General features: G+C 69.5%; 23 protein-coding genes. 10 read left to right on the top strand and 13 right to left on the bottom strand.

Annotation, left to right across the window (positions count from 1 at the left end; translation table 11 throughout):
• Positions 1 to 6: 6 nt before the first annotated feature.
• The 8 genes from mraY to mraZ form a co-directional block, all read right to left on the bottom strand.
• Positions 7 to 1,188, bottom strand: a complete 1,182-nt coding sequence (gene mraY, locus ACJ8AN_RS17330; protein WP_407756487.1) for a phospho-N-acetylmuramoyl-pentapeptide-transferase — start codon at positions 1,186 to 1,188, stop codon at positions 7 to 9.
• A complete protein-coding gene (gene murF, locus ACJ8AN_RS17325) occupies positions 1,189 to 2,589 on the bottom strand; it encodes a UDP-N-acetylmuramoyl-tripeptide--D-alanyl-D-alanine ligase (protein WP_407756486.1) in 1,401 nt (466 codons plus the stop codon).
• 22 nt (positions 2,590 to 2,611) lie between these two features.
• Positions 2,612 to 4,132 carry a UDP-N-acetylmuramoyl-L-alanyl-D-glutamate--2,6-diaminopimelate ligase gene (locus ACJ8AN_RS17320; protein WP_407756485.1) on the bottom strand — a complete coding sequence of 507 codons (1,521 nt, stop codon included), beginning with the start codon at positions 4,130 to 4,132 and terminating at the stop codon, positions 2,612 to 2,614.
• A 52-nt stretch (positions 4,133 to 4,184) separates the two neighbouring features.
• Positions 4,185 to 6,188: a penicillin-binding protein gene (locus ACJ8AN_RS17315; protein WP_407756484.1), complete on the bottom strand. Its 2,004-nt coding sequence runs from the start codon at positions 6,186 to 6,188 to the stop codon at positions 4,185 to 4,187.
• A gap of 14 nt (positions 6,189 to 6,202) precedes the next feature.
• Positions 6,203 to 6,598 carry a cell division protein FtsL gene (ftsL, locus tag ACJ8AN_RS17310; RefSeq protein ID WP_407756483.1) on the bottom strand — a complete coding sequence of 132 codons (396 nt, stop codon included), beginning with the start codon at positions 6,596 to 6,598 and terminating at the stop codon, positions 6,203 to 6,205.
• Positions 6,595 to 7,503 (bottom strand): 16S rRNA (cytosine(1402)-N(4))-methyltransferase RsmH, encoded by a 909-nt coding sequence (gene rsmH, locus ACJ8AN_RS17305; RefSeq protein WP_407756482.1) that lies wholly within the window; start codon positions 7,501 to 7,503, stop codon positions 6,595 to 6,597. Before rsmH ends, ftsL begins: the two co-directional genes overlap by 4 nt.
• 12 nt (positions 7,504 to 7,515) lie before the next feature.
• Positions 7,516 to 7,893, bottom strand: a complete 378-nt coding sequence (locus ACJ8AN_RS17300) for an STAS domain-containing protein (protein WP_407756481.1) — start codon at positions 7,891 to 7,893, stop codon at positions 7,516 to 7,518.
• Positions 7,894 to 7,957: 64 nt separating this feature from the next.
• Positions 7,958 to 8,410, bottom strand: coding sequence for a division/cell wall cluster transcriptional repressor MraZ (gene mraZ / locus ACJ8AN_RS17295; RefSeq protein WP_407756480.1), 453 nt, complete (start codon positions 8,408 to 8,410; stop codon positions 7,958 to 7,960).
• Between the two features lie 304 nt (positions 8,411 to 8,714).
• Between mraZ and ACJ8AN_RS17290 the strand changes: the two genes are divergently transcribed.
• Entirely contained in the window at positions 8,715 to 9,317 is a 603-nt protein-coding gene (locus tag ACJ8AN_RS17290) for a hypothetical protein (RefSeq protein WP_407756479.1), read from the top strand.
• 111 nt (positions 9,318 to 9,428) lie between these two features.
• Complete coding sequence (locus tag ACJ8AN_RS17285) at positions 9,429 to 10,151, top strand: PilZ domain-containing protein (RefSeq protein WP_407756478.1); 723 nt, start codon at positions 9,429 to 9,431, stop codon at positions 10,149 to 10,151.
• 3 nt (positions 10,152 to 10,154) lie between these two features.
• On the opposite strand, the gene ACJ8AN_RS17280 is transcribed toward ACJ8AN_RS17285, so the two are convergent.
• On the bottom strand, positions 10,155 to 11,960 hold the full coding sequence (locus ACJ8AN_RS17280) for an acyl-CoA dehydrogenase family protein (RefSeq protein ID WP_407756477.1): 1,806 nt from the start codon (positions 11,958 to 11,960) through the stop codon (positions 10,155 to 10,157).
• Positions 11,961 to 12,105: 145 nt separating this feature from the next.
• Here ACJ8AN_RS17280 and ACJ8AN_RS17275 point away from each other — a divergent pair, with 145 nt between their 5' ends.
• Entirely contained in the window at positions 12,106 to 12,447 is a 342-nt protein-coding gene (locus tag ACJ8AN_RS17275) for a hypothetical protein (protein WP_407756476.1), read from the top strand.
• Positions 12,448 to 12,457: 10 nt separating this feature from the next.
• On the opposite strand, the gene ACJ8AN_RS17270 is transcribed toward ACJ8AN_RS17275, so the two are convergent.
• Positions 12,458 to 13,264: a hypothetical protein gene (locus ACJ8AN_RS17270; RefSeq protein WP_407756475.1), complete on the bottom strand. Its 807-nt coding sequence runs from the start codon at positions 13,262 to 13,264 to the stop codon at positions 12,458 to 12,460.
• Positions 13,261 to 14,253: a phosphatase domain-containing protein gene (locus tag ACJ8AN_RS17265; protein ID WP_407756474.1), complete on the bottom strand. Its 993-nt coding sequence runs from the start codon at positions 14,251 to 14,253 to the stop codon at positions 13,261 to 13,263. Before ACJ8AN_RS17265 ends, ACJ8AN_RS17270 begins: the two co-directional genes overlap by 4 nt.
• Before the next feature lie 262 nt (positions 14,254 to 14,515).
• Here ACJ8AN_RS17265 and ACJ8AN_RS17260 point away from each other — a divergent pair, with 262 nt between their 5' ends.
• The 6 genes from ACJ8AN_RS17260 to ACJ8AN_RS17235 all read left to right on the top strand — a co-directional run bounded on the left by ACJ8AN_RS17260 (position 14,516) and on the right by ACJ8AN_RS17235 (position 19,858).
• A complete protein-coding gene (locus ACJ8AN_RS17260; protein ID WP_407756473.1) occupies positions 14,516 to 15,550 on the top strand; it encodes a CarD family transcriptional regulator in 1,035 nt (344 codons plus the stop codon).
• Positions 15,551 to 15,575: 25 nt separating this feature from the next.
• Positions 15,576 to 16,088, top strand: a complete 513-nt coding sequence (locus ACJ8AN_RS17255) for a hypothetical protein (RefSeq protein ID WP_407756472.1) — start codon at positions 15,576 to 15,578, stop codon at positions 16,086 to 16,088.
• Between the two features lie 2 nt (positions 16,089 to 16,090).
• Positions 16,091 to 17,053 (top strand): hypothetical protein, encoded by a 963-nt coding sequence (locus tag ACJ8AN_RS17250; protein WP_407756471.1) that lies wholly within the window; start codon positions 16,091 to 16,093, stop codon positions 17,051 to 17,053.
• Positions 17,050 to 18,882: an ArnT family glycosyltransferase gene (locus tag ACJ8AN_RS17245; protein ID WP_407756470.1), complete on the top strand. Its 1,833-nt coding sequence runs from the start codon at positions 17,050 to 17,052 to the stop codon at positions 18,880 to 18,882. Before ACJ8AN_RS17250 ends, ACJ8AN_RS17245 begins: the two co-directional genes overlap by 4 nt.
• A gap of 140 nt (positions 18,883 to 19,022) precedes the next feature.
• Positions 19,023 to 19,655 (top strand): hypothetical protein, encoded by a 633-nt coding sequence (locus ACJ8AN_RS17240; protein WP_407756469.1) that lies wholly within the window; start codon positions 19,023 to 19,025, stop codon positions 19,653 to 19,655.
• Between the two features lie 80 nt (positions 19,656 to 19,735).
• Positions 19,736 to 19,858 (top strand): hypothetical protein, encoded by a 123-nt coding sequence (locus tag ACJ8AN_RS17235; protein ID WP_407756468.1) that lies wholly within the window; start codon positions 19,736 to 19,738, stop codon positions 19,856 to 19,858.
• Between the two features lie 26 nt (positions 19,859 to 19,884).
• Here ACJ8AN_RS17235 and ACJ8AN_RS17230 read toward each other — a convergent pair whose 3' ends face one another.
• Positions 19,885 to 20,319, bottom strand: a complete 435-nt coding sequence (locus ACJ8AN_RS17230) for a GFA family protein (protein WP_407756467.1) — start codon at positions 20,317 to 20,319, stop codon at positions 19,885 to 19,887.
• A gap of 572 nt (positions 20,320 to 20,891) precedes the next feature.
• Here ACJ8AN_RS17230 and ACJ8AN_RS17225 point away from each other — a divergent pair.
• Positions 20,892 to 24,452 (top strand): IPT/TIG domain-containing protein, encoded by a 3,561-nt coding sequence (locus ACJ8AN_RS17225; protein WP_407756466.1) that lies wholly within the window; start codon positions 20,892 to 20,894, stop codon positions 24,450 to 24,452.
• A gap of 60 nt (positions 24,453 to 24,512) precedes the next feature.
• Here the strand turns inward: ACJ8AN_RS17225 and ACJ8AN_RS17220 are convergent.
• A partial coding sequence (locus ACJ8AN_RS17220) for an iron-containing alcohol dehydrogenase (RefSeq protein WP_407756465.1) occupies positions 24,513 to 24,768 on the bottom strand: 256 nt, incomplete at its 5' end.

Below are 24,768 nucleotides of genomic sequence, written 5' to 3'. Positions count from 1 at the left end.
CACGTCCTACCGCAGCTTGAGCGACAGCAGCGCCACACCCGAACAGAGGATGGCGACGATCCAGAAGCGGACGATGATTTTCGGCTCGGCCATGCCCTTGAGCTCGAAGTGGTGGTGCACGGGCGCCATCTTGAAGACGCGCTTGCCGGTGAGCTTGAAGGACGTCACCTGGATCATCACGCTGAGGATTTCAGCGAAGAAGACGCCGTGGATGATGGCGGAGACCACCTCGTTCTTGGACAGCACCGCCAGCCCGCCGAGCGCGCCACCCAGCGCGAGCGAGCCGATGTCGCCCATGAAGACCGAGGCCGGGTAGGCGTTGAACCAGAGGAAGGAGATGCCCGCGCCCACGATGCTCGCGCAGAAGACGGCCAGCTCCGCGCCGCCGGGGACCTCGGGCACGCCCAGGTACTTCCACATGGGTACGCCCACCACGCGCGCCACGCCGTCGATCGTCTCCACGTCGGCGATGCGCGTGAGCGAGCCCGCCACGTAGCAGAGGATGGCGAAGGTGGTGGCCGCGATGATGGTCGGCATGATGGCGAGGCCATCCAGGCCGTCGGTGAGGTTGACGGCGTTGGAGGTGCCGACCACGACGATCCACGCGAAAAACACGTAGAACCAGCCGAAGTCCGGGCTGAAGTGGCGCGTGGGCACGAAGGGCAGCGTCAGCCGCGTGTCGATGAGCAGGTGCGGCCCGCTGAAGCTCCCGTCCGCCCCCGTCCACGAGCACATCAGCCCGAAGACGGCCACCAGGTAGAAGACGGTCTGCAGCACCATCTTGTACCGGCCGGCCAGGCCCTTCGAGTTGCGCTTGGACAGCTTCAGCCAGTCATCCAGGAAGCCGATGAAGCCGTAGCCCAGGGTGAGCAGCAGCGCCGCCCACACCGCTCGGCTCTTCAGGTCCGCGAAGACGAAGGTGCCGAACGCGATGCACATGAGGATGAGCGCGCCACCCATGGTGGGCGTGCCCTTCTTCTTCTGGTGCGTGTCCGGCGTGTCCTCGCGCACGTTGCTCTGCCCGTGCTGCTTGAGGCGCAGCCGGGCGATCAGCCTCGGGCCGATGAACATGCCCAGCAGCAGCGAGGCCACCGCCGCCGCGACGATGCGGAACGTGGGGTAGCGCAGGAAGTTGAAGAATCGCGCCGCTTCCGTGCCCTGAATCCACTCGTAGATGAGGAGCAGCACCTAGTGGCTCCCTCCAGGCGCGGCGGTACCGGTGAGGCCCGCCACGACCCGCTCGAGCCGCATGCCACGGCTTGCCTTGACCAGCACCACGTCCCCCGCCTTCAGCTGCGGCATCAGCCAGGCCAGCAGGGGCTCGATCTCGGTGAAGTGCGCTGCCTTGTCTCCCAGCCCCGCCGCCTCGTACCCCTTGCGCGAGCGCGGCCCGAAGAACGCCACCCGCTGCGCCTTGCTCGCGGCGAGCCTGCCCAGCTGCGCATGCTCCTCCAGCTCGCCCGGCCCCAGCTCCAGCATGTCTCCGAGCACCGCCATCGCCCGGCCCCCGGGCTGCACCAGCGAGAGCAGCGTGTCCAGCGCGGCGCCCATGGAAGCGGGGTTGGCGTTGTAGCAATCGTCAATCACGGTGGTGCCGTGCAGGCCATCCACCACGTTGAGCCGGCGCGCGTACGGCCTCGCCGCCTCCAGTCCCTTCACGCACTCCTCGGGCGAATACCCGAGCGCCACCGCCAGCGCGAAGGCGCCCGTGGCGTTGAGTGCGTTGTGCTCGCCGATGAAGGACAGCTTCACCGGCCAGTCCCTGCCCGCGTGCCGCACGGTGATGAGCAGGCCCTCGCGGCCCCGCGGAGTCACCGACGCCAGCCGCACGTCCGCGCTCTCCGCCCGCCCGAAGGTGAGCTTCTTCGCCCGGCTGCGCGCCGCCTGAGCGGGGATGAGCGCGTCATCCACGTTCACCACCGCCACGGCCTCGGGCGGCAGCTCGCGGAACAGCTCGCCCTCGGCCTCGGCCACACCCTCGATGCTGCCCAGGCCTTCCAGGTGCTCGGGCTGCACCACGGTGATGATGCCCGCGTCCGGACGTACCACCCGGGTGAGCCGGGTGATTTCGCCGGGCATGTTCATCCCCGTCTCGATGACCGCCGCCACGTGCGAGGACTCCAGGCGGAAGAGCGTGAGGGGGACGCCCACCTCGTTGTTGAGGTTGCCCTCCGTCTTCAGCGCGGAGCCGCGCGTGGCGAGGATGGCGCCCACCATCTCCTTGGTGGTCGTCTTCCCGTTGGAGCCACCCACGGCGCCCACTGGAATCCGGAAGCGCTCGCGGTGCGCGTGCCCCAGGGCCCCCAGTGCCGCCAGGGTGTCCTCCACCTCGTAGAGGGCGAGGCCCTCGGGGAGCTGGGGGAGCGCCCGGCCCTTCTTCACCACCGCCCCGGCCGCGCCACCGCTGGCGGCCTGGGCGAGGAAGTCGTGTGCGTCGAAGCGCTCGCCCTGCAGCGCCACGAAGAGGCATCCGGGCACCAGGGCCCGCGTATCGGTGCAGACGGCCGGGTATTCCGCCGCGGGCCTACCGCCCCGCCGGGTCGCCCCGGTCGCCTGCACCACCTGCTCATCCGTGAATCGTGCGGCCATAGAGGCTCAGCGCTTCTCCGTCTCAGGTGCGGATGGCCAGCGCCCGGGCCGCGACCTCGCGGTCATCGAAGGCGCGCTTCTCGGTCCCGATGATCTGGTACGTCTCGTGCCCCTTGCCGGCGATGAGGACCACGTCGTCCTCCTTCGCGAGCGAGATGGCCGCCTCGATGGCGGCCTTGCGGTCCGCGTCCACGAGGTAGCCCTTCTCCCCGCTCTTCGCCTTGCCCGCGGAGATGCGGCGCATCCCGCTCTTCTCCAGGCCCGGCGTCACCTGCGAGATGATGGCCTCGGGGTCCTCGTTGCGCGGGTTGTCGCTCGTCACCACCACGAGGTCGGCCGCCTCGGCCGCCGCGGTGCCCATGAGCGGACGCTTGCCCTGGTCCCGGTCCCCGCCGCAGCCGAACACCGCGATGACGCGGCCCTTGGCCATGGCCCGCGCCGCCTCGAGCGCGCGCTTGAGCGCGTCGTCCGTGTGCGCGTAGTCCACGAACACCGCGGGCGCCTGCGGCGGCCCGTGGTTCTCCACCCGCTCCATGCGGCCGGGCACCCCACCCATGCGCTCGATGCCGAGCTGCACGTCCTTGCGGCGAGCGAAGCCCGCGCCCAGGGCGAGGCCCGCCGCCGCGAGGATGTTCTCCAGGTTGTGCGGCCCCAGCAGGCGGCTCTTCACCGGGATGTCACCGGCGGGCGTCTTCAGCACGCCTTTGATCCCCTGCAGGCTGAAGGACACGTCGGAGGAGGAGGAGATCTCCCCGTTGCCCGTGCGGCTGAACTTCCACGCCATGCGCTTCTGGCCGCGCAGCTCGTTGTAGATGCGCGTGGCGTAGGTGTCGTCGCCGTTGACCACGGCCACGCCCCCCTGCGCGAGGTTCTCCACGAAGAGCTTGCGCTTGGCCTGGAAGTACTCCTCCATGTCCTTGTGGTAGTCGAGGTGATCCCTCGTGAGATTGGTGAAGGCAGCGGCCTTGAAGGTGATGCCGTGCACGCGCTCCTGCAGCAGCGCGTGGCTGGACACCTCCATCACCACCGTCTCCACGCCCGCGTCCACCATCTCCTTGAGGATGCGGTGCAACTCCAGCGGGTCCGGCGTGGTGTGGGCCGTGGGGTGGAACTGGCCCCCCACCTTGTAGCCCAGCGTGCCGATGACACCGGTGGAGGAGTAGGCCGCGGTGGCCATCGCCTCCAGCAGATAGGTGGTGGTCGTCTTTCCATTGGTCCCCGTCACCCCCAGGAGGGTGAGCTTGTCGGCGGGGCGGCCGTGGAAGTTGGCCGCGATGATGGCCAGGGCCTTCCGGGCATTGGACACCTTGAAAAAGGGCACCTGCGAGGCGAGCGCCTTCTCCGACACCACGGCCACGGCACCGCGGGAGACCGCCTCCCCCACGAACTGGGCGCCGTCCTCCTTGGTGCCCGGCACGGCGACGAACAGGTCCCCCGGCTTCACCTTGCGCGAGTCCTGCGTCACTCCCGTCACGTCGACCGGGGTACGGCCGCCCGAGGTCTGCTCGGCACCACACCCTGCGAGGACATCCGTCAGCTTCATTGTTTCCCCTTCACATGCTGCTGCAAGCGCGAGACCGAGCTCCGGTGCGGCCTCATTGCCGCGTTGCCAGCTCGAGCGTCACCCGCGCACCCTTCTCCACCAGCGAACCGGCGGCGGGACTCTGCGACACGACGCGTCCACTACCCAACAACTGTGGCTCCAGGGCCGAGGAGAGCAGCTTCGACACCGCCTCGCGCCCCGCCTGACCGACGACATCCGGAACGCGGACGGAGCCAGGCTCCGCGTTCTCGGTGACAGCTTCCTCCACCACGGGCCGAACGGGCTCGGCCTTCGCGAGGGGCTGGGCGGCCGCCACCGGGAGGGCGGCGGACGGCAGCGGAACCTCGCGAGAGGGCGGCACGGCCAGGTGGGCCATGGCGGCGGTAGCGATTTCCTTGAAGGCGGGAGCGGCCACCAATCCCCCGTACACGTCCGTCTTGGGCTCGTCCACAATGACGAGAATGACGGCGCGGGGATTTTCGGCTGGCAACATGCCCACGAAGGAGGCAAGTCGCTTGTCGGAATATCCCCGAGCCACCGGATCCGCCTTCTGGGCGGTGCCCGTCTTGCCCGCCACCCTGTAGTCCTCCATGGCCGCCTTGGGGGCGGTCCCCTCCTTGGCCACCACGCTCTCGAGCATGGAGACGACCTTGCGGGCGGTGGGGGCGGAGACGACCTGGCGCACCTCAATCGGCTTGTTCTCCAACAACACCACCCCGTCCGGGTCCACCACCTTGGAGACGAGGTAGGGGCGCATCAGCACCCCGTCATTGGCGAGCGCCCCCCAGGCGGCGGCCATCTGCACCGCGGTGGCCGTCATGCCCTGGCCGAAGGACTGTGTGGCCAGCGACACTTCCGCCTTGGGGAAGGGAATGGAGCCGCGGGCCTCGCCGGGCAGGGCCAGGCCGGTGCGCTCGCCGAAACCGAAGTCGTGGTAGGCCTTCACCAGCCGCTCGCGCCCCAGCTGCTGGGCAATCTTCGCCGCGCAGATGTTGGAGGACAGCTGGAGCACCTTCTGCGGGGTGAGCCACCCGTACGGGTGGGTGTCGTGGATGGTGTGCTTGCCGACAACCCAGGAGCCGTTCTCGCAGAAGAAGGTGTCGTCGGGTTTGATGGCCTTGTGCTCCAGGGCGGCGGCGACGACGAAGGACTTCATCGTCGAGCCGGGCTCGAAGGAGTCGAGCGCGGCGCGGTTGCGGATGCTGGAGCGCGCCTCGTTCCCCGGCGTGTTGGGGTTGAAGCGCGGGTGGTTGGCGATGGCGAGGATTTCACCCGTCTTTGGATCCAACACGATGGCCATGCCCGCCACGGCCTTGGACTCCTCCACCGCGCGGCTGAGCGCCTTCTCGGAGACGTACTGGAGGTGCCGGTCGATGGTGAGGGTGACGGAGGCGCCCTGGCGCTCGAGGGTGTCCGGGACCCCGGTGACGAGCAGCTTGCGGCCCTTGGCGTCGCGGAAGCCGGACATGCGCGAGTTCTGCCCGGACAGCTCGTCCTCGAAGGCCAGCTCCAGGCCCTCCAGGCCGTGCCCATCCAGGCCCACCATGCCCACCACGTGCGCGCCCAGCTCCTTCTGCGGGTAGAAGCGCTTGGGCTCCTTGGTGAAGCCGAAGCCCGGCAGCCCGAGCGCCTTCACCGCCTCCACCTCGCGGGGCGTCACCTGGCGCTTCACCCAGGCGAAGCGCCTGGCGCGGGTGAGCCGGGCCTGCACGTCCTCCACGTCCAGCTTCAGCGCCTTGGCGAGCGCGCGCGAGGCCGCCTTCACGTCCGGCAGCAGGGAGGGGTCCACCCAGATGGAGTCCACCTCCACGCTCTGGGCGAAGGGCGTGCCGCGCCGGTCGAAGATGTCGCCGCGGCGGGCGGGGATTTCAATCTGCCGGACGTACTGGTCCTGGGCGAGCCCGCGCAGCTTGTCGCGCTCGACGACCTGGAGGAACACGGCCCGCCCGAAGGCGGCCAGCAGCAGGGTGACGAAGAAGCACGCCAGCAGCTTCACGCGAAGCGCCAGCCACTTTCCGTTGGGCTCCGGAGCCCGCGCCGACTTGAAGTCCCTCACGGCCTCTGCCCCCTTCAGCGAGAACCGCCGCGCTCCGCCACACGGACGGCGCGCGAGTCGCGAGCCTCCACCCGGGCGTTGCGCTCCTTGCCTTGCGGCAGGGCGATGACGAGCGGGCCGGAGGCCATGGACATGCCGAGCTTCTCCTTCGCCAGCTTCTCCAGCCGCGCCGGGTTCTTCAGCGTGGCCAGCTCCAGCTTCAGCCGGTCGTTCTCCCGGGTGAGGGCGCGCTCCTCGGTCTCGGCCTTGGAGAGGCGGTAGCCCATGTCCACCACCAGCACGCGGCTCGTCACGTGGAGGATGCCCACGCCGGCGAAGAGGGCGAAGAGGAGCACCGCGGGGAGCAGGTGCGTCAGCACGCTGCCCACCGACACGCCACTGGCTCGGGGGGTTGGATTGAAGCGGCTCATCGGATCTTCTCCACCACGCGCAGGTGCGCGCTGCGGGCACGGGGGTTGGCGGCGATCTCTTCGTCCGAGGGGGCGATGGCCTTGCGCGACACCAGGGAGAAATCCCCCTGGCCGCCACAGACGCACACCGGAAACCCGGGCGGGCACTTGCAGCTGCCCACCATGTCCCGGAAGGTCTCCTTCACCTTCCGGTCCTCGAGCGAGTGGAACGCGATGACGGCGGCGCGGCCCCCCACCTTCAGCAGCCGGGGCAGCGCGGCGAGCAGCGAGTCCAGCGACTCGAGCTCCTGGTTCACCGCCATGCGCAGGGCCTGGAAGGTGCGGGTGGCCACGTGAATCTTGTTGGGCCAGGCCTTGCGGGGCACGGCGCGCTTGACGGCCTCGGCGGCCTCCAGCGTGCGCGCGGGCAGCGAGCGCTTGAGCTCGCGGGCGATGGGCCTGGCGAAGGGCTCCTCGCCGTACTCCTTGAGGATGCGGAGGAGCTCGGCCTCGTCCTCCTCGGCGATGAGCTCGGCGGCGGTGCGGCCCGTGTCGCCCATGCGCATGTCCAGCGGGCCGTCCTTCATGAAGGAGAAGCCGCGCTCGGCCACGTCGAGCTGGGGCGAGGACACGCCCAGGTCCACCAGCACGCCGTCCACCGGCAGCAGGTCCGCGGCCACCTCGAGCAGCTCCCCGAAGTTGCCCTGCCGGGCGCTGAAGGCGGGGTACGCGGCGAGCCGGGCGCGGGCGGCCTCGAGCGCCACGGGGTCGCGGTCCACCCCCAGGACGGCCGCTCCCTTCGCGAGGAGCGCCTCCGTGTGGCCACCACCCCCCAGGGTGCCGTCGATGATCACCTTCCCCGCTCCCGGTCGAAGGACGTCCACTGACTCGTGCAGGAGGACGGTCTGGTGGCTGAAGTCAGCCAAGGGGCGCCCGGGTCAAACGAAGGGGGCACGCGCGAGCGCGAAGGCGGCCCGGGCGTCGTTCATATGCGGGTAGAGCTCGAAGACGTCATGAGCGCCCGCGGCCCGGAGGATGGCGGCCAGGTAGGGCGACAGGCCCGAGAGCTTGAGGTCCCCACCGGCCTTGCGGAAGGCCTCGGCGCGGGCCACCAGGGGCTTCACGCCGCGGTAGTCCAGGTGGCTCACGTCGCTGAAGTCGAGCACCACGTTGCGCAGCCCCCGCTGCATGCGGCGCGCGAGCTCCTCGCAGACCTGGGCGAGCTCCTTCTCCAGTAGCTCCCCCTCGAGCATGAGGGTCTCCACGCGCCCACTGGATACCGCGCGAATGCCCTGTGCTTCGGCTACCTGGTTCATGTCGCCACCTTCTAAGGGATTCCTTCGTCCCGTCCAGATTTCGGCTACAGCCCGCTACAGCCCGCTACACCGAGCGCAGCTCGGCGAGCACGCGCATGACGTCCGCGCTGGAGGCTTCCTTGCGGGCCTCCTCCTGGGCCTTCGCCCAGCCCTCGCGGCTCCACAGCTCCATCACCTTCACCATCCCCGCCCACACCACGTCCTTGTCCAACCCCGCGTGGGCGCGCAGCGACGGCGGAATCAGCACCCGTCCGAGCTTGTCCAGCGGGCACTCCTGCGCGCTGGCCACGTAGAGCCGCATGAGCGTCTTCACCCCCGGCTCCATCGGGTTGCGCTTGGCGAGCGCCGCCTCGAGCTGCTCCCACTCGCGGACCGGGTAGGCGTGGAGACAGGGATCCAACGCCGTCGTGAGGATGAGCCGCTCGTCGTAGGAGCCCACGAGCGTGTCCCGCAGCTTCGCCGGGAGGCTGGTGCGCCCCTTCGCGTCGATCTGGTGCTCATAGACGCCTCGGAACACGCGGAGAGAACCACCCTGTCAGCCCGGTCGATCCACATTACGCCACCCCTTCCCACTCCGATCCACTTCGGGCGGCGGAAAATACGCGCGGCCCCCTACCCGGTCAAGAAATGCAACAGGCTCGTACAAGCCCGTGTCGCGCCGTGACAATCGAGGGGTGGGAAGAAGTGGAACGCCGGACGCGCGATTGACCCCGGCGAAACGCCTCTGCATTACTGCCGCGCCAGGGCGCCCCGAGGGGGGAGCGTTCACGCCTCGCGTCCCGGCCGGTGGGCGAGGCCCTCACTGATACAGAGGTGTACGCATGACTCGCTTCACTCGACTGACGATTCTCTCCGCGATGACCCTGGGCCTGGTGGCCTGCGGGGGCGCGAAGCTGGGCGGTGGCAAGGAGGGCGCGGCCCAGGCGGCGTTCCAGGCCTCGCAGCCCACGGGCCGTGGCAGCAAGACGGGGCAGTCCCTGGTGAAGCAGGCGCTGGCCAGCGGCGCCGCCACCCTGACGCTCACCGCCAACTGTGCCGACAGCGGCAAGGTGAGCCTGGCGTTCGACGCCACCCAGACCTCGACGGACGGGTTCATCAACTACACCGTCACCTACGACGCCTGTAACGAGGACGGCCAGAACGAGTACACCGGCACCATGGCCACCTCGATCGGGTTCGCCTTCGACCCGACCACCAACAGCGGCTCGTTCATCATCGGGATGAAGGGCAAGCTGACCATCGACGGGGACATCTCCGACTCCCTCGACGCCAACGTGAAGATGACGATGGACTTCGCCGCCACCTCGGCGCACTCCGGCAACGTGAAGCTGGTGCTCGACGGCACCATCACCACCTCGGATGGCAGCTACGTCTACAACAACGAGACGATCGCCATCGCCGCGGGCGAGCTGCCCAAGGCCTAGTTGCCTGCTCGCCGCCGCCTTTCACGAGGCCGGACTTCCACTCTGGAGGCCCGGCCTTGTTTTTGACCTAGAATCCGCGCGCCACACCCTTCCAGGGAAGAAACCGCTGCCATGAGCCAGACCGCGACGAAACAGGCCCCCGGAGAGGTACGCCTCAAGGTGGCCTACAAGAAACCCGAGGCGCTGCTGAGCGAGTACACGCGCAGCGTGGGCCGGGGAGGCGTGACGCTGCAGGTGCGCAAGAGCCTGCCGGTGGGCACGCGCTTCGTCTTCGAGATGCACAACCCCGGAGTGGCCACGCCCGTGGAGGTGGTGGGCCAGGTGGTGCGCGTGACGCCGCAGCCGGGCGAGCGCTACATGATCACCGTGAAGTACGACCCGGGCATGGACCGGGGCGGACTGGACGCGGTGCTGCAGCGCATCTTCGACATGCAGGAGTTCGAGAAGCTGCGCCGCTACCCGCGCGTGCCGCTGCACCTGCCGGCCATGGAGGAGGAGACGCCCTTCGCGCCGCCCTTCTTCGTGAAGGACCTCTCGCGCGGCGGCGTGGGCCTGGAGGTGGAAGCCCCCGCGCTGCCCACCACGGTGACGGTGGGCATGCCCTTCCTGCTGGAGATGGAGCTGACGCTCGGCACGCTCATGCTGCACGGCGAGGTGGCGTGGACGTCCGCCGGTGGGCCCGAGGTGCTGCCCTCCTTCGGCGTCAACTTCGGCACGCTGCGGCCGGACTCGGTGGAGCGGCTGGAGAAGCTGCTCTCCCTCGAGTCCATGCCGCCCCCTCCCTGGCGCGCCCGCATCTGCTTCGGCATGGATGCCGTGATGCGGATGCCCTGAGGGCTACACCGCGGAGAGCGGGTAGCCCGTGGCGTGCTCCACCGCCTTGACGATCGTCTCGCGCAGCTCCACGGGATCGTACGGCGTGAAGAGCTCCAGCCGCGCCACCTTCGTCAGGTGCTCCTTCAGGGCGTCACCCTTCGCGGTGGCGCACAGCGCCTGCCGGGCCCGGTCGTAGGAACGGGCATTGGCCTCGGTGGCGTACTGCCGCGTCATCGCCACCCGCGCCGCGTCGAGCTTGCCCTCGGCCGCTGCCTGGCGCGTGCGCGTCACCATCGAGTCCAGCGCGTACGCGTCCATCACGATGTCCGCCACCGTGGCCAGCACCTCCTGGCGCTCCTCGATGGCCGGGCCGAACGTCTCCGCCGCCACCTTCAGCGTGTAGATGGCCAGGCGCTTGAGGTTCTCCGCCGCCTGCTCCTCCGCGGCCAGCGCGTCCTCCACCCGCGCCTTCGGCAGGCGGCCTCCCACGAGGTCCTCGTCCACCGCCTGCGCCACCTCGAAGAGCGGCAGCGTGCCCTTCATCGTGCGCTTGAGCAGCATGCCCGCGATGAGCATGCGGTTGATTTCGTTGGTGCCCTCGAAGATGCGGTTGATGCGCGCGTCGCGGTACGCCCGCTCCACCGGGTACTCCTCGATGTAGCCCGCGCCGCCGTGGATCTGCACCGCGTCGTCCGCCACGTACCCGAGCGCCTCCGAGCCGAACACCTTCATGATGGAGGACTCGATGGCGTACTCCTCGATGGCCGCGATGAGGCGCGCCTCGTAGTCCGCCGCCGTCTTGTCCGCCCCCGCCAGGGCCGCGTCCACCAGGCCCGCCGTGCGGTACGTCATGCTCTCCACCGCGTGGATGAGCGTCGTCATGCGCGCCAGCTTCTCGCGGGTCAGCGGAAAGCTCGCGATGGGCGTCTGGAACTGCTTGCGCTCCTGCGCGAAGAGCAGCGCGTTGCGCAACTGAAGCTTCATGGAGCCCAGCACGCCCGCGCCCAGCTTGAGCCGGCCGTAGTTGAGGATGTTGAAGGCGATCTTGTGCCCCTTGCCCACCTCGCCGAGCAGGTTCTCGCGGGGGATGCGCGCGTCCTCGAAGTAGAGCGGGCACGTGGACGAGCCGCGGATGCCCATCTTGTGCTCCTCGGGCCCCACGGAGAAACCGGGCGTGTCGCGCTCGACGATGAAGCCGGTGAACTTGTCGCCGTCCACCTTGGCGAACACCACGAACACGTCCGCGAAGGCCGCGTTGGTGATGTAGAGCTTCGAGCCGTTGAGGATCCACTCCTTGCCGTCCGGCGACAGCACGGCCTTCGTCTTCGCCCCGAGCGCGTCCGAGCCACTGCCCTGCTCGGTGAGCGCGTAGGCCGCGACGAGCTCGCCGGTGGCCAGCTTCGGCAGGTACTTGCGCTTCTGCGCGTCGTTGCCGAACCAGACGATGGGGAGCGAGCCGATGCCCGTGTGCGCGCCAAAGCTCACGGACCACGAGCCATTGAGGCTCATGGACTCGGCGATGAGCAGCGAGGTCGTCTTGTCGAGCCCCAGGCCGCCATAGGCCTCGGGGATGTCGATCATCAGCAGGCCGAGCTCCCCGGCGCGGCGCAGCAGGTCGCGCAGCAGCGCGTTGTCCTTGGCCTCGATCTTCTCGGCCACGGGAAGCACCTGCTCCTGGGAGAACTGGAGCGCCGTCTTCAGGTAGAGGCGCTGCTCCTCGGTGAAGAGCTCGGGGGTGGTGATGCGCACCGAGCCCACATCGTTGAAGAGGAAGGCGCCACCGACCGGAACCACACCCGGATGGGTCTGCTCGAGCACTGCGGCCATTCGAAATCCTCCAAGAGTCCGCCCCCTTGCTCGGGAGGCAGTTGTGCCACCGCGCCGGCCAAGGTATGGCGCGGCGCATCAGGGCGGTAGTAGCGGCCGGTCCGCCCCTTCTCAACCGAGTCAGACTCGCGGAGGACGTGACGCCATGAAGCTGCGCTGGAACGTGCTGGGAGCAGTGGTACTGGGGCTGGGGCTCGTAGGCTGTGGCCCGACGGTGGGAGATGCCTGCACCGTGGACGACCAATGCGGAGACCAGGGCTTCTGCATCAATCAGGGGTACACCCCGGGCGGCTACTGCTCGCAGTCGTGCGTGCCCGGCAAGGATGACACCTGTCCCTCGGGCAGCACCTGTGTGAGCGAGGGAGCCGCCAAGGACGTGTCCGCCTGCTTCCTCAAGTGCGGCTCGGATGCGGACTGCCGCACGGGCTACAAGTGCGTGGGCAACTTCAAGGGCAACCCCGCCGCCGTCTGCGTCGCCGCGGATTGACGCACCGCGCCTACCGTCCCGCCGCGGCCCCGGCCCCGGCGGGCGCACGGGGTGTCGGGTAGACGAAGCAGAGCGTCTCGAAGAGGGGCTCGCCGGGCGCCACGTACACCCCGCTGAGCGCCCGCGCGGCCTGGGCCAGCTCCATGCCGAAGGACGGCACGAGGCAGACGTCCCCGGCGGTGGTGAAGCGCCCCTTCACCCTGCCGAGTCCCGTGCGCAGCGTGGAGAGGTCCTGTCTCCCACCGCGCACCGGAATCGAGGGGCCGTTGGCATCCGGCCCCGGGAGCTTGCCCATGTTGGTGGTGAGCTCGAAGCCGTCCTGGCGCTGGATGATGCGCACCTTGCCGGGGACGGCCTCGGCGAGCCACGCCTGGAAGCCCTGCTCGTCGCGCAGCACCAACGCGTAGGCCACCGGCGCGTCCGGGTGCAGCAGCCACACCTGGCTCGCGGACTCACGCAGCACGGCGAACAGCTCGGAGGTCTGCGCGAGGAAGGTGTCCGCGTCCGGCACCAGCAGCACCGCCTGTCCCTTCACGCGCTCGCGCAGCCGGGCCTGCTCCTCGGGCCGGGAAGGCACATACCGCTCCCCGCCGAGCCTCACGGACTCGCCCGCCAACTCCACCCGCAGCGCCTTCTCGGGCACGGACGCGCCGAACACCTCGGCCGGCACCGGCGCCACCCCCTCCGCCTTCGCGACCACCTTCGGCAGCGGCGGCGGCGAGAGCGAGGAGAGCGGCTCGGCCGGCGTGTCCTCCTTCCGACACCCCGCCGCCAGCAACACGGCCGCCAGCAGGAGCGGGTTGCGCTTCGGACTCATGGCGCGCCCGTCTCCGCCTGCGGGGCCGGCGGGGGAAGCGCCTTGGCCAGGCACGTGCGCCGGGCGAGTCCCGCTTGCGCGGCATGTTCGGCGGCGGTCCGCACGTCCTTGAAGAGGACCATGTCCTTGAAGCGGGCGGCGTCGGTGGAGTGGCCCGCATCGCGGATGTAGATGGCGCGCACGCGGCCGGGGAACTCGTCGCGGAGCTGCGCGTACACCTCGGGGTCCTTCTCGCCCGAGTCGCCCACGAGCACCACCGGGTGTGGGAAGCGCTGCAGCAGGGCCCGGATGATGGGCTGCTTGTAGCCGGAGAGCGTGCCCGGCCCGAGGTCTCTCAGGTAGAGGCCAAAGCCCGCGGGGAAGCCGTTGCGCGAGAGGAAGGTGCTCACCCGCGGACCGAACTGGACGGGCGAGCCGCTCACCAGCGCGAAGGCGGGCACCGCGCCCGCGTCCGAGCCCAGACACCCATAGAAGCCCGCCATGCCGGGGACGGCCCGCTGCGTGTCCGCGTCGCGCAGCAGCGCGTTGGTCACCAGCTTGTCGGGCTGCGTCACCTCGGAGATGGCCACGGTGTCGTCGAAGTCGGAGACGACGAGGAAGGGCGCGGCATCCGCGACGATCTCCACCCGGGCGGTGGCGCTCGCGCCCGTCACCTGGGCCCGCGCCTCGTGGGCGCCCACGGGGAACGTGCGGCCCTCGTGCGGCGGGAGGGTGACCTGGAAGTTGCCGTCATCCCCGCTGGTGACGTGCGCCTTCGCGCCCAGGAAGGAGACCTCCACCCGGGCCCCCTTCCAGTTGCGGGCGGCCAGCCGGCGCAGGTTGAGCGAGAGGGGGGTGCTGCCATGGGGCGTCTCGGCGAGGACGCGCCCCTGAAGGGTGACGCCATCGGGGCGGCCGAGCGCCGGCGAGAGCAGCACCGTGGGCGCGGCGAGCGCGCTGGCGGAGGCGAGGACGGCGACGAGCGCGGCGATGCGGGCGGAGACGTTCACCAGTGAAGACCCCGGGCGATGGGTGGGGAATGCATGATACCCGTGCCCCTCGCCCCGAGGACCTTCCGGTGCGACGGACCCGTTGCGTCCTGTAGCGGATAACCCCCCTGCCCTGCCTGTACCCGAGGGCACGCCTGCCCGCATGCCCGGACCTCTGGAGAACGGACATCCACCTCCGGTAAGTCGTGGCATCCGTTGAGGGTTGATGCTACGACCCTCTCTGCTCTCGTCTCGCAATCGTCTCGCATTTATTGAGGGGGACATGCCAGAAGGCTCCGCGTCACTTCAGCTCGCGGTTGGCGACCGGGTGGTCTACCCCAACCAGGGCGTCTGTCGCGTCTCGGCCATCGAGGTGAAGGAGGTGGCTGGACAGAAGCTCACCTTCGTCACCATGCGCCGGGAAGAGGATGGGGCGGTGGTGATGGTGCCCCAGACCAAGGTGGTGTCCATCGGCGTCCGCAAGGTGGCGGGCCCCGAGGACGTCACCCAGGTCTTCGAATTCCTGCGCTCCGACAGCGACAAGGCAGACCTGGATTGGAAGCTGCGCGCCCGGACCAACCAGGACCGCATGGCGCAAGGCGGCCTGATAGGTCTGGCCGAGGTCGTCAAGGGACTCCAGGTGCTCAGCGAGCTGCGCCCGCTGCCCACCAAGGAGCGCGAGCTGTACGACAACGCTCGCCACCTGCTGGTCTCCGAAATCGCCGCCGCGCTCGGGGTCTCCGACTGCAACGCCGAGGACGGCATCGACCTGGTGCTCTTCCCGCCCGGCCGCGAGCGCCCCAAGCGCACCGCCGCCGAGTTCAAGACCCGCGAGGAGGGCGACGAGGAGCTCGGCCTGGACGCCGACCTCATCGGGCTCGACAGCGAGCTCGACCTGCCTCCGGACGAGGAGGAGGCGCCTCAGGAGGAGGAGTCCTCCGAGGAGGCCGGTGAGGAGGAGGGCGAGGAGGGCGAGGAGAAGCCCCGCGGCAAGAAGGCCACCGCGCTCCCCGCCGAGGGCGGTGCCGACGCCGCGCCCAAGAAGCGGGGCCGTCCGCCCAAGCCCAAGCCCGAGGGCGCCGAGGCCGCTCCCGCCGAGCCCAAGAAGCGGGGCCGTCCGCCCAAGCCCAAGCCCGAGGGCGCCGAGGCTCCCGCTCCCAAGAAGCGCGGCCGCCCGCCCAAGCCCAAGCCCGAGGGCGCCGAGGCCGCCGCTCCCAAGAAGCGCGGCCGCCCGCCCAAGGCGAAGTCTCCCGAGACCGAGGAGGCCGATACCGATTCCGATGCCGACCTCGATGATGACCTCGAGGCCGATGAGTGAGACCCGTCTTCCGAGGTGACGCCCCGTGATTCGCGTCGTGACGCTGGACTCCTTCGACGAAAAGCAGATCGCGAAGCTCTGCCAGACCCTCTATACGGCGTTCGGCGTGGGCAGTGAGCACTCGGGCCAGAAGGACGTGCCCGCGGGCATGTCCGAGCCGCTGGATGCCGAGAAGCTCATCGCGGAGATGAAGGGCGTGAGGGCCTACGAGGACGACAAGGTCCTCTTCATCACCTCGCGCAAGCTCAAGGAGCGCGAGCTGGCGGGCGGCAAGGCCCCCACCACCGGGTACGCCCTGTACAACCAGAACCGGGCCATCATCAGCACGCACGGGTACAAGGACCTGGAGGCGGCCTTCAAGCCCGTGGCCCGCAACGCGCTGCAGCAGCTCGGCCACCTGTGGGGCCTGCACCACTGCCTGGATCCGCGCTGCGCCATGTACCCGCCCTGGACGCCGTCGTTCGGGCAGGGTGAGGCCACCTTCTGCACCTTCTGCCGCGAGAAGAGCGAGCAGAAGCTCCGCCTTGCGAAGTCCTGAGCTTGCGAAGTCCCAGGTCCATTGTCCGTGCCCTCCCCCTGGTGGAACTGGGGGGATTGCTGCTCGTCGCCCTCGCCTGCCTCGTCTTCCAGCTGCGGTTGCCCGGCCGTTTCCCCTCCGAAACGGACTACCGCAAGGCGGCGGACTGGCTGCGCGCCGAGGCCCGTCCTGGCGACGCCGTGCTCCTCTTCCCCTGGTGGACCGAGAAGGCCCGGCTCTACCTGCCGCCCGAGCTGCCCGTGTACGGCTACCTCGGCTCGGACGCGGATGACCTGAGCGCGCACCCTCGCGTCTGGGTGCTGGGCCAGCCGGAGCTGCCACGCTCGGACGTGTCCGGCTTCCAGGCCGCCTTCCTCCCGGGACGCACCGCCGTGGGAGCCCCGCACCGCGAGGGCAACCTGGAGCTGACGCTGTACGAGAACGGCCGCTACCGGCCCCGGCTCTTCGTGGCCTCGGAGGCGTACGCGAAGGCGCGCGTCTACCTGGAGTCCCCGGACGGCACGCGGCGCGACTGTCCCTTCAACGGGCGCGAGCACCGCTGCCCCGGGCCGCCGCACCTGTACGTGGCCCCCGAGTGGCATGAAATCCATTACCAGCCGCGCCACTGCCTGTGGATGCACCCGCCCGGAGGCGTGGAGCGGCTGGTGGCCGAGTTCGACGGAATCCCCGGGGGCACGGAGCTGCGGCTCGAGGGCGGCATCATCTTCGAGTACGCCGTGCGCAAGGAGCCGGGGCTGAGCACCGTGCGCTTCGGCGTGGAGGACGCGGCCACGCACGAGCCGCTGGTGGAGATCGCCCAGCCGCCGGGCCTGGAGGGCGTGCAGAAGGGCTCGCGCGCGCTGCCCGCGGGAGCGCCGCGCACCGTGAAGGTCTGGGTGCAGGCGGACAACCCGGAGACGCGGCAGGTATGCCTGGACGTCTTCGCGCTCGGGGACGGAGCGGTGGTCTCCAGGGAGGGCACATGACGGCGGGCCGGCCCGCGACGCGGGAGGAGCGCTGGCTGGCGCTGGCGCTGTGGGTGCTGGCCTTCGGGGTGCTGTGGGCCACCGAGGCCGCGGTGGGCTTCACGCGCGACGAGAGCGTCTACTTCTACGCCGCCGAGAGCTACGCGCGCTGGTTCCAGCAGCTCTTCCACGAGCCGGCGCGAGCGCTGTCGGACGCCGCCATCGTCCGCGCCTGGGACTTCAACCACGAGCACCCGGCGTTGATGAAGGAGCTGTTCGGGCTCTCGCACCTGCTCTTCCACGAGACGCTGGGGTGGATGCGCTCGGCGGCGGCCTTCCGGTTGCCGGCCTTCGCCATGGCGGCGCTGGTGCCGGCGCTCACCTTCCTGCTGGGCAGCGCGGTGTATGGGCGCACCGCGGGCCTCTTCGCCGCGCTCTCGTTCCTGCTGGTGCCGCGCCAGTACTTCAACGCGGAGCTGGCGTGCTTCGACATGCCCATCGCGGCCATGTGGCTGCTGGTGGTGTACGCCTTCTGGCGCGCGCTCGAGGACCGCGACTGGGGCGTGCTGTGTGGCGTCTTCTTCGGGCTGGCGCTGTGCACCAAGCACAACGCGCTCTTCCTCCCCTTCTTCCTCGCGCCCTTCGCGCTGTGGCGCGCGTGGAGCTCCAGCGAGGGCCACCCCGAGGCACGCGTCTGGCTGTGGCGCGTGCTGGGATTGTTCGCCGCGGTGGCGGTGCTGTACGCGCTGCTGGTGGTGAGCCTCGGGGCCGAGGGCTTCCAGCGGAAGTTCTTCCTCCTCAGCCCGCACACGCTGCTCTTCGGGGTGCTGGCGGTGGGCTCGCTGGGGATGCTGCACGTGATGAACCGGGTGCACTCGCCGTCGGCACTCGCGCTGCTGCCCATGGCGATGATGGCGGTGTGCGGCCCGGTGGCCTTCTACCTGCACTGGCCCTATCTCTGGCACGAGCCGGTGGAGCGCACGGCCTGGTACCTGAACTTCCACGCCACCCACAACCACTACGCCTGGTTCTATCTCGGCACGCTCATGCGCGAGCCGCCCTTCCCCATCGACTACGTCCTGGTGAAGACGGCGCTCACCGTGCCCACCAGCCTCTTCGTCCCCATGGTGACGGGCTGGCTGGCGCTCGCCGGCCGCTCGGTGCTGAGCCTCTTCGAGCGCACGCGCGCCTGGGTGCGCCTCCCCTCGCTGGCCGAGGTGCTGGTGGGCGAGCAGGCGGTGGCCGCCATCCTCATCATCAGCCACCCCAACGTGCCGCACTTCGGCGGGGTGAAGCACTGGCTGCCGGCCATGCCCTTCCTGGGAATCCTCGCGGGCGTGGCGGTGACGCGGGGCTGCGAGGCGCTCGTGGAGCGGCTGCGCGCGCGCTGGCCGAGGCTGTCGCTCGCGGCGGTGGCGGCGCCCGTGTTCGCGCTGCTGATGCTGCCGGCGCTCCTCGCGCTGGTGCGCGTGTTCCCCTACGGGACGAGCTTCTACTCGGAGCTGGCCGGAGGCGTGCCGGGCGCGGCGTCGCTGGGCATGCAGCGCCAGTTCTGGTCGAGCAACGTGACGGCGGTGCTGCCGTGGATCAACGAGCACGCGCCGCGCAACGCCCGCGTCTTCCTGCACGAGGTGAATGGCTTCTCGTTCCACGACTACCAGCGCAACGGGATGCTGCGGAGCGACCTGCAGCCGGGAGGGCCGTTCGACTCGGACGTGGCGGCGTACCAGTACCACCAGGAGTTCCGCGAGTACGAGTTCGAGCTCTGGCAGTCCTACGGGACGCGCACGCCCGTCACCGGGCTGTACCTGGACGAGACGCCGCAGGTGGTCGTCTACCAGCGGCGCTGAGTCATGCCGCGGTGCGTAGCAGCGAAAAGGATTTCACGGACTGTTCAAGCACGGACGGCGGGGGGCCCCCCGGGGCGGAAGTCCCGGCTTCCGGGCTACGCTTGGACGACGACCGTGGTTGACGTCTCCAGGAGGGAAACATGACTCGGTGGGCAAGTGCCGTCGCGGTAGTGGCGCTCGGAGCAGTGGGTTGCCAGCAGGAGCAGAAGCCGGCGAGTCCGGCGCGAGCGGAGCTCAGGTCCGTGAGCGGCTCCACGATGGAGATCATCCCGAAGGAGGGGCAGCACCCCTACTGCATGCTCTTCACGGTGTCGGAGAAGGGCATCATCCGGCAGCTGACGATGACGCGGGAGAACCGCTCCATCAAATGCGACGCGGGCAAGCGCATCTACAACTCGAGCTTCCGGGTGCCGGTGGAGGAGGGAAGGATCAACGCGTACGTGTTCTTCTCGGACCAGCGCATTCAAGCGGGCTCGGTGGCGCAGCAGCTGTATGACCTGCGAGACAAGCCGCGCGTGTCGGCGATGGACTTCCGGCTGCCGGGCTCGGTGACGGTGGAGATGCTCGAGTTCACGCCGAAGGCGGGCGGCGAGCCGGTGACGGGCGCGGTGGTGGGCACGACGGAGCTGGCGGCCGAGGGCGTCCAGGCCGAAACCCAGACCGAAGAGGCCGATGTGGAGGAAGGCGGGCAGAACCTGGCGCCGCCGCCGACGACTCCGCCTCCGGCCGCTGGTGCCAGCGGCGCGAAGACGGCCGCGGACACCGCGAAGTAACGCCGTCCCTCTCCTGCCCTGCCAATGGCTCACACCCCCCTCTCCCTCGGGAGAGGGCCGGGGTGAGGGTATCCGGGCCCGTGTTCGCTCGACGAACCGTGCTCTACCTGCGGGACCGGGACATCGAGGGCATCGTGTTCCATCACCCGGATGGGCGCGCCGCCAAGCTCAAGGGGTCCGACTTCGGCTTCAACCGCCGTTGAGTCGCGGGCGGGCGTTGCACGGGTTGTCATTCCGCGACGCTGACGCCCGAGCCTCCCATCTCCTTCGGGACGTCCTTCAACTTCGGCAACCCGTCCTTCATTCGTAACTTCGTCTCTTGATAGTGGACATGGACGCCGGGCTGGTATGGGAAGTCCGGAATGACCGCCGCATACACGTCGGTGAGGCCCATGCTGGGGTGCTCCGTGAAGATGTGGCCTCCACACGTCTTGCACCATTTGCGATGGCTGCGCGGCGTCTTGTTGTAGGTGCCGATGTTGTCCGCGCCCCGCGTGAGCCGCACCGCCTCGGGCTTCCATAACGTGAAGGCGTTGACGGGCCCCGCCGACCAGCTTCGGCATGACTCGCAATGGCAATAACCCATCGCGGCAGGCTCACCGCTGACCGTGAACTGAACCGCTCCGCAGAAGCAGCTACCTTTGTAAACCTTTTCGTTGCTCATGAAGCATTCCCTTCCTTCAGGCGGGCCAGTAGGTCTCGAGGGGTAGTGTGTTGCCGGGGCTTGATGTTCGCCCGGCGGTCCAGGCCCCCTGGGAGGACCGCCTGACGGGCGTGCGCTCCGAAGTGACTGGCTCGCCTTTTCCAACTCGGGCAGCGGCGTGGTGATGATGGCCAACTCGGACAACGGCATGCTGCTCTTCGAGCGGCTTGCCGCCAGCGTCGCCTCCGAGTAGGGCTGGAAGTCCTTCCAGCACCGCCTGGGCTCTCCGTTGATGAAGGTGCTCGAGAAGCTCGGCGCGAAGTCCTGACGCCGCGTGGGACGCGCCCGCGTAGACCTCGCCGACCCGACGACGCGGCGCGCACAGCTTTGAGCAAAAACGAGCGGGAGGCCCCCACGCGTCAGGTGCTTTCAGCTCCCAGGGTTTCAGCCCCCTGGAGCTGGCGAGCCCCCGTGGAGGGTCGCAATCGGGCTCCTTTTGTTACCTGATGTACGATTCCTGCCCGAACCGCGCTCGACCCCGCCGAGGGGGCTCGCCTGGAGACGAACTCCGCGAGCGGGCCGGTAAAGGAACCATGGAACCAATTCGCTGGAAGGCTTTGTGCGCGCTCGCGACGCTGTTGGCGCTCGTGGGATGCGGTGGCGGCGGCGATGGTGGTGGTGACGGTGGCACGACCCAGGAGTGCCAGACCGACGCCCAATGTAACGACAACAGCGCCTGTACCACCGACGTGTGTCGCGCCAACGCCTGCGTGCACGAGGCCGTCGCGGTGGACGACCACAACAGCTGCACGGTGGACTCGTGCGATCCGGCCGCGGGCGTCCAGCACACGCCCGTGAACGTGGAGGACAGGGACGCGTGCACCACGGACTCGTGCGATGCGGCCACCGGCAAGGCGGTCCACACCCCGGTGAACGTGGATGACGGCAACGCCTGCACCACCGACGCCTGCGCGCCCGCCACCGGCACCATCACCCACGAGGCCGTGGCCGTGGACGACGGCAACGCCTGCACCGCCGACGCCTGCGACCCCGCCTCCGGCGTGAGCCATACCGCTGTCAGCACCGACGACGGCAACGTGTGCACCATGGACTCCTGCGACCCCACCACCGGCGTGAGCCATACCGCCGTGTCCGCGGATGACAGCAACGCCTGCACCATGGACTCGTGCGACCCCGCCTCCGGCGTGGCGCACGTGACGATCTCCGTGGATGACAGCAACGCCTGCACCACCGACTCCTGCGACCCCGGCACGCGTGTCCATCACGATGCCGTGTCCGTGGACGACGGCAGCGCCTGCACCACCGACTCCTGCGACCCCGCCACCGGCAGCATCAAGCACGCCGCCGTATCCGTGGACGACAGCAACGTCTGCACCGCCGACTCCTGCGACCCCACCACCGGCGTGAGCCACACCGCCGTCAGCACCGATGACAGCAACGCCTGCACCGCCGACTCCTGCGACCCCACCACCGGCGTTCACCACGACGCCGTGTCCGTGGACGACAGCAACGCCTGCACCGCCGACGCCTGCGATCCCACCACCGGCGTGAGCCATACCGCCGTCAGCACCGATGACAGCAACGCCTGCACCGCCGACTCCTGCGACCCGGCCACCGGCATCAAGCACGACGCCGTGTCCGTGGACGACAGCAACGCCTGCACCGCCGACTCCTGCGACCCCGCCACTGGGGTGAGCCATACCGCGGTCAGCACCGACGACAGCAACGCCTGCACCGCCGACTCCTGCGACCCGGCCACCGGCATCAAGCACGACGCCGTGTCCGTGGATGACAGCAACGCCTGCACCGCCGACTCCTGCGACCCCGCCACCGGCAGCATCAAGCACGCCGCCGTGTCCGTGGACGACAGCAACGTCTGCACCGCCGACTCCTGCGACCCCGGCACGGGTATCCACCACGACCCGGTCGCCGTGGACGACAGCATCGCCTGCACCGATGACGCCTGCGACCCGAAGACCGGCGTGAGCCACACCCCGGTCAACTCCCGCTGTGAGAAGGACGGCTTCTCGTGCACCGTGGCCGTGTGCAGCACCACCACGGGCTGCAGCGAGAGCGCGGACAACGCGCGCTGCTCGGATGGCGCGAGCTGCACCACGGACACCTGCGTGGGCGCGGGCGGCGCCGCCGGCACCGGCTGCACCAACACGGGCAATGACTCCCTCTGCCAGCCCCTCCAGGTCTGCCGTGCGGGTGGCTGCACCGCCGCCGCCTCGGGGGATGAGGTGGGCAACATCGTCATCACCGAGTTCAGCGCGCTCGGCTCCGAGCTCATCGAGTTCCACAACACCAGCGCCCTGGCGGTGGACGTCCGCGGGTTCGTGTTCCAGAACCTCGCCGGCCAGCTCGCCGACATCCGCGCGACGACCGACGTGAACGGCTCCGCCGGTACGGCCGTCTCCATCCCCGCGGGCGGCTATGCCTACGGCGTGCCCAACCCGAGCAGTGGTGGGAGCATCCCGGCCGGCGCCGCGTTCGTGTACGGCGACGTTGGCACCTCGTTCTCCCTGAATGACACGGGCGACGTGCTCTCCATCCACTCGCGCAACGGCGCCACGCTGCAGGACTACGTGGACTTCCGCGGCTTCATCACCGATGCCAATGCGCAGATGACGGCCAACGCCTTCCCGGGCTTCCTCGGCGTCACCACCCAGGTGGATCCGTCGAGCGCCTCGGCCACGGGCAATGACTCGGGCAGCAACTGGTGCACCACCTTCTACCCGGCCGCTCCGGCCGCGAAGGCGAAGGTCTCGAACACGGCGGGCTCGCCCAATGGCAACTGCAAGGTGGCCGTCATCAACGAGGCCTTCATCGATCCCGCCGGCACCGACGACGGCCTGGCGTTCGTCGAAATCACCGGTCCGGGCGGTACACTCGTGGGCGGCTTGAAGCTCGAGGACGTAGAGGGCAAGGGCACGACGGCTGGCGCTCGCAACGCGGGCGCTACCGGCGACATCAATGGGACCGACCCCGCTGGCGAGCTCACCCTGCCCACCGGCTGGCGCATCCCCGCGGACGGCGTCCTCATCATCGCGGACGGTGTCAACGGCACCACCTCGGGCACCTTCACCGCCTCCAAGGTGGTGGGCCTGGGCGCGGGGGACCTCACCGTGCGCGACATGGACCTGGAGAACGGCGGCGGTGACTCCATCATCCTGGTGGGCGCCGACGGCACCGTCTGGGACGCGGTGGGCACCGACCCCGCGGGAGCCGCCCTCGACGTGAACCTGACGACCTTCAAGATCAACAACCTCGCCCTGCAGATGTACGAGACCGCGACCGCCATCACCCCGACCGACAACGTCAGCTACTCGCTGTGCCGCGACGCGCTGAGCACGGACTCGGACAACAACCGCAATGACTTCCGCACCTGCCTCACCCCGTCGCCGGGCGTGGTCAACAGCGTGGGGCTCCCCACCACCATCACGGCCATCTCGCCCAACACCACCCTGGCCTCCTCGACAGTGACCACCACCAACGTGGTGATCACCGGCACGGAGCTCGGTTCGGGCGCGACCGTGAAGTTCGGCACGGCCACCGCTACCTGCACCGCCAACAGCCCCACGCAGCTCACCTGCACCGCTCCGGCGAATGCCACGGTGGGCCGGGTGGACGTCAGCGTCACCAACACCCTGCGCGCGGGAAGCGGCACCACGACCGCCACCAACGCGTTCACGTACACTGGCGTGCTCAATGGGTCGGCCAACCCGCTGCAGGCGGACTACTGCAACCTGCAGTTCCCGGCCACCATGACGGTGAACGCCGGCACCGCCACGCCGCTCATCTACGGTCAGCTGTACGAGGCCGGGCTGACCGAGGCGGGCGGCGCCCCCGCCGGAGTGATGGCCCAGGTGGGCTACGGGCCCTCGGCGTCCAACCCGACCAGCGTCACGACGTGGCGGTACTTCAATGCCGCCTACAACGTGCAGGTGGGCAATAACGACGAGTACCAGGCGTCGTTCACCGCTCCGGCGACCGCCAGCACCTACTCGTACGCGTACCGGTTCAGCTTGGACAGCGGGCTGAACTGGACGTACTGCGACCTGGACGGCGCGGGCTCGGGCACGGGCCTGGGCTTCAGCACCACGCAGCTCGGCACGATGACGGTGCAGTAACTCCGAAGCACACCGCGGCGGGTGCTGGCGTTCGCGTCAGCACCCGCCGTGGTTTTTCCGCTAGAAGGACTCGCGGAGCATGGCGAGCAGGTCTTCCTGGGTGCACGGGCGCGGGTTGCCGCGGTGCGAGGCATCCACGAAGGCCTTCTCGGAGATGCGGACCAGGTCCTGCTCCTTCACACCCGCGTCGCGCAGGCGCGAGGGAATGCCGATGGCGGCGTTCAGCTTGCGCACCCGCTCGATGGCATTGCCCGCGAGCACCTCTTCCCGAGCGTTCGAGGTGTCTCCCATGGCCAGGGCCACACGGGACAGCCGG

This window comes from Archangium sp., assembly GCF_045802675.1.
In the GTDB taxonomy this organism is placed as follows: domain Bacteria; phylum Myxococcota; class Myxococcia; order Myxococcales; family Myxococcaceae; genus Archangium.
This window is presented reverse-complemented; position numbering and strand designations above follow the sequence as displayed.